Annotated in this window: 1 tRNA gene and 2 rRNA genes (1 of these 3 cut by a window edge); all 3 read left to right on the top strand. The window is 54.1% G+C overall.

What is annotated here, in order from left to right:
- Nucleotides 1-1,925: ribosomal RNA gene (locus tag ACR0AJ_RS20950) — 23S ribosomal RNA — on the top strand; it begins 908 nt to the left of the window's first position.
- A 228-nt stretch (nt 1,926-2,153) separates the two neighbouring features.
- Nucleotides 2,154-2,268, top strand: a 5S ribosomal RNA gene (gene rrf, locus ACR0AJ_RS20945).
- Nucleotides 2,269-2,319: 51 nt separating this feature from the next.
- Nucleotides 2,320-2,396, top strand: a tRNA-Met gene (locus ACR0AJ_RS20940).
- Nucleotides 2,397-2,500 lie beyond the last annotated feature (104 nt).

Here is a 2,500-nt window from a genome sequence, read left to right as displayed (position 1 = left end):
CACAGGCTTACTGATCCTAACCAAACTCCGAATACCCGGGAGTACTAGATGGCAGACACACTGCGGATGCTAACGTCCGTAGTGGAGAGGGAAACAACCCTGACCTACAGCTAAGGCCCCCAATTCATGGCTAAGTGGGAAAGCAGGTGGGACGACCAAAACAACCAGGAGGTTGGCTTAGAAGCAGCCATCCTTTAAAGATAGCGTAACAGCTCACTGGTCTAAATAAGTTGTCCTGCGGCGAAGATGTAACGGGGCTCAAGCCATGAGCCGAAGCTTAGGATGCCGTAAGGCATGGTAGCAGAGCGTAGTGTGACATAGTTCCTATCCTCTTTAGCGTCCTTCGGGGCGCCTTGGAGGATATTTGGAGCTTTCGATGAAGCCGGCCTGTGAGGGATCCGGTGGAGAGATCACTAGTGAGAATGATGACATGAGTAGCGACAAAGAGTGTGAGAGACACTCTCGCCGAAAGTCCAAGGGTTCCTGCTTAAAGCTAATCTGAGCAGGGTAAGCCGGCCCCTAAGCCGAGGCCGAAAGGCGTAGGCGATGGGAACCAGGTTAATATTCCTGGGCCGTGGAGTGGTGACGGATCTCAGGTGTAGTTCAATCTTATCGGATTGATTGGGCTGCTGAGAGGTTCCTGGAAATAGCCCTCCTATCAGACCGTACCCTAAACCGACACAGGTGGACTGGTAGAGAATACCAAGGCGCTTGAGAGAACGATGTTGAAGGAACTCGGCAAAATACCTCCGTAAGTTCGCGAGAAGGAGGCCCGGTTCCTAGGCAACTAGGGGCTGGGGGCACAAACCAGGGGGTGGCGACTGTTTATTAAAAACACAGGGCTCTGCGAAGTCGCAAGACGACGTATAGGGTCTGACGCCTGCCCGGTGCCTGAAGGTTAAAAGGAGAGGTGAGAGCCTTGAATTGAAGCCCAGGTAAACGGCGGCCGTAACTATAACGGTCCTAAGGTAGCGAAATTCCTTGTCGGGTAAGTTCCGACCTGCACGAATGGCGTAACGACTTCCCCGCTGTCTCCAACATCGACTCAGCGAAATTGAATTGCCTGTCAAGATGCAGGCTTCCCGCGGTTAGACGGAAAGACCCCGTGCACCTTTACTACAGCTTCGCACTGGCATCAGGATTGTGATGTGCAGGATAGGTGGTAGGCTTTGAAGCGGAAACGCAAGTATCCGTGGAGCCTCCCTTGAGATACCACCCTTCGCACTCTTGATGTCTAACCGCGGTCCGTTATCCGGATCCGGGACCCTGCGTGGCGGGTAGTTTGACTGGGGCGGTCGCCTCCTAAAGCGTAACGGAGGCGCGCGAAGGTTGGCTCAGAGCGGTCGGAAATCGCTCGTTGAGTGCAATGGCAGAAGCCAGCCTGACTGCGAGACTGACAAGTCGAGCAGAGTCGAAAGACGGCCATAGTGATCCGGTGGTCCCGAGTGGAAGGGCCATCGCTCAACGGATAAAAGGTACGCCGGGGATAACAGGCTGATACTGCCCAAGAGTCCATATCGACGGCAGTGTTTGGCACCTCGATGTCGGCTCATCTCATCCTGGGGCTGGAGCAGGTCCCAAGGGTACGGCTGTTCGCCGTTTAAAGAGGTACGTGAGCTGGGTTTAGAACGTCGTGAGACAGTTCGGTCCCTATCTGCCGTGGGTGTAGGAGACTTGAGAGGAGTTGCCCCTAGTACGAGAGGACCGGGGTGAACGATCCACTGGTGGACCAGTTGTCGTGCCAACGGCAGTGCTGGGTAGCTATGATCGGACAGGATAACCGCTGAAGGCATCTAAGCGGGAAGCCCCCCTCAAAACAAGGTCTCCCTGAGGGCCGTGGAAGACCACCACGTCAATAGGCCGGAGATGTAAGCGCAGTAATGCGTTCAGTTGACCGGTACTAATCGCCCGATAGGCTTGATTTGATCCAGTAACAGAAAGACAAAGCTCACCGCCTCAAGTAGCGAAGCGGTAGGCGATCAAACAAGACCAAAAGCATACACCGACCTTGAGTTGGACAACGTTGATTGATGTGAAACCCCGTAAGGGGTGACATAACAACCGAGTGGCAACGCGCCTTTGCACGCAAAGACGCTGCCTGCCACCCGTCGCTTTCTTGCTCAGCAAGAATGCAGACATGGGCTTTTCCTCGGTTTGGTGGTCATAGCGCAAGTGAAACACCCGGTCCCATCCCGAACCCGGAAGTTAAGCACTGCCGCGCCAATGGTACTTGGGCTTAAGCCCCGGGAGAGTAGGTCACCGCCAAACCTAGTAAAAGCCCAAAACATCTCTCTAACGATGATACAAATCTGACACTGACGCGGGATGGAGCAGCCCGGTAGCTCGTCAGGCTCATAACCTGAAGGTCGTAGGTTCAAATCCTACTCCCGCAACCAGCGTCAGAAAATCTCAGAACAGCCCGGTCACACTACAATTGATCCCCAAGATCAATCGCTTAACAAACTCAACCCGTCAGAACCACAAAACAATAGGGTGAGAG

The sequence above is a fragment of the Ruegeria sp. CJ9 genome (genome assembly GCF_056536625.1).
The sequence above is the reverse complement of the archived record's forward strand: the minus strand, read 5'-3'. Positions and strand labels throughout refer to the sequence as shown.